Source organism: Paraburkholderia sp. BR10141 (assembly GCF_056155635.1).
In genome coordinates, this window is the sequence record NZ_JBMIQH010000104.1 from 1 (window position 1) to 2,184 (window position 2,184).

Annotated in this window: 3 protein-coding genes; all 3 read right to left on the bottom strand. The window is 63.1% G+C overall.

Annotated elements, in window-relative coordinates; all coding sequences use genetic code 11:
• A partial coding sequence (gene sdhA, locus ACOJB8_RS40960) for a succinate dehydrogenase flavoprotein subunit (protein WP_475017940.1) occupies positions 1 to 1,433 on the bottom strand: 1,433 nt, incomplete at its 3' end.
• A gap of 4 nt (positions 1,434 to 1,437) precedes the next feature.
• Complete coding sequence (sdhD, locus tag ACOJB8_RS40965) at positions 1,438 to 1,806, bottom strand: succinate dehydrogenase, hydrophobic membrane anchor protein (RefSeq protein ID WP_475017942.1); 369 nt, start codon at positions 1,804 to 1,806, stop codon at positions 1,438 to 1,440.
• A 3-nt stretch (positions 1,807 to 1,809) separates the two neighbouring features.
• Positions 1,810 to 2,184 (bottom strand): succinate dehydrogenase, cytochrome b556 subunit (sdhC, locus tag ACOJB8_RS40970; RefSeq protein ID WP_475017944.1); only part of this gene is annotated, 375 nt, incomplete at its 5' end.

Here is a 2,184-nt window from a genome sequence, read left to right on the forward strand (position 1 = left end):
CGGAACACGCCTGCGTGCTTCTGCATCGAGCCGCGGATGTCGTTCGCGACGCTTTGCGCGTACTCGCCCGAGGTCGACTTGTCGAGCTCGGCAAGGCGCGAGAGCGCGAAGTCGGCGGCGTCGGCCGGCAGCGGCTTGTGGTCCTTGAGCTCCTTGACGTGCTTGACGATGTGGTTGCCAGCCGCACGGCCGAACACCACGAGGTCGAGCAGCGAGTTCGTGCCCAGACGGTTTGCGCCGTGCACCGAGACGCACGAGCATTCGCCCACGGCGTAGAAGCCGTTGACGACTTCTTCGTGACCCTTCGGCGTGCCAACGACCTGGCCGTTGATGTTCGTCGGGATGCCGCCCATCTGGTAGTGGATGGTCGGCACGACCGGGATCGGCTCCTTGATACAGTCCACGTTCGCGAACTTGAGCGCGATTTCGCGGATCGACGGCAGACGCTTCATGATCGTCTCGGCGCCGATGTGCGAAAGGTCGAGCAGCACGTGGTCCTTGTGCGGCCCCACGCCGCGGCCTTCCTTGATTTCCTGGTCCATCGAACGCGAAACGAAGTCGCGCGGCGCCAGGTCCTTCAGGGTCGGCGCGTAACGCTCCATGAAGCGCTCGCCGTTCGAGTTACGCAGAATGCCGCCTTCGCCGCGCACGCCTTCCGTGATCAGCACGCCCGCGCCGGCCACGCCGGTCGGGTGGAACTGCCAGAACTCCATGTCCTGCAGCGCGATGCCCGAACGGGCCGCCATGCCGAGGCCGTCACCGGTATTGATGAACGCGTTGGTCGATGCCGCGAAGATCCGGCCCGCGCCGCCCGTGGCGAACAGCGTGGTCTTGCCTTCGAGGATGTAGACATCGCCCGTTTCCATTTCGAGCGCGGTCACACCGAGCACGTCGCCGTCGGCGTCGCGGATCAGGTCGAGCGCCATCCATTCGACGAAGAACGTGGTCTTCGCCGCGACGTTCTGCTGGTACAGCGTGTGCAGCAGCGCGTGGCCGGTACGGTCAGCAGCAGCACAGGCGCGCTGAACCGGCTTCTCGCCGTAGTTGGCCGTGTGGCCGCCGAACGGGCGCTGGTAGATCGTGCCGTCGGCGTTACGGTCGAACGGCATGCCCATGTGTTCGAGCTCGTACACGGCGTTCGGCGCTTCACGGCACATGAACTCGATCGCGTCCTGATCGCCGAGCCAGTCGGAGCCCTTGATCGTGTCGTAGAAGTGGTAGTGCCAGTTGTCTTCGCTCATGTTGCCGAGCGAGGCGCCGATGCCGCCCTGCGCCGCCACCGTGTGCGAACGCGTGGGGAACACCTTCGAGAGCACACAAACCGACAGGCCAGCGCGCGCGAGTTGCAGCGAAGCGCGCATCCCCGAGCCGCCAGCACCGACGATGACCACGTCGAACTTGCGACGCGGCAATGAATTCTTGATTGCAGCCATTCTTTTACACTCTCCAGAGAATCTGAGCGGCGTAGCCGAGGCTGCCCAGCAGCCATGCGATCGTGAGGACGTCCAGCGTGATGCGCAGGCCGACCGGCTTGATGTAGTCCATCCAGATGTCACGCACACCGACCCACGCGTGGAGGAACAGCGCGACCAGGGTGACGAACGTGGCGAGCTTCATCCACTGCGCGGCGAAGATCGGCGCCCAGCCGTCATACGAGAAGTCGTGCGCGCCGAAGAACAGGACGAGCAGCACGATCGTGTAGATCGCCATGATCACGGCGGTGGCGCGTTGCGCGATCCAGTCGCGAATGCCGTAGTGAGCGCCGACGACAAGGCGCTTCGGACCGATACCGTTATTAGCCGACATTTTTTAGAACGCTCCGAAGAGTTTTGCCGCAAAGGCGATCGTGAGGACCGTGGAGATGATCACGACGACGAGGGAGGTCGACTTGCCTTTTTCCTTGCTCACGAGGCCATGGTTGAAGTCCATGCACAGGTGACGCACGCCAGCGCAGAAGTGAAACAGGAACGCCCACCCGAGGACCAGCACGATGAGCTTGACGATGATGTTGGAGAGGAAGCCCTTGAATACCTCGAAGCTAAGCTCCGAAGTGAGGCTCTGGTCCAACAGGAACAAGATGAAAGGCAGGAACAGGAACAACAACGCACCGCTGACGCGGTGGCCGATCGACACACGACCGGCCAGAGGCAGGCGGTATGCGAACAATATCTGCCCAAGCCCGAT

What these genes read in the sequence shown, in the direction of transcription:
- sdhD (WP_475017942.1), bottom strand. Translation starts at nt 1,806, where the DNA reads ATGTCGGCTAATAACGGTATCGGTCCGAAGCGCCTTGTCGTCGGCGCT.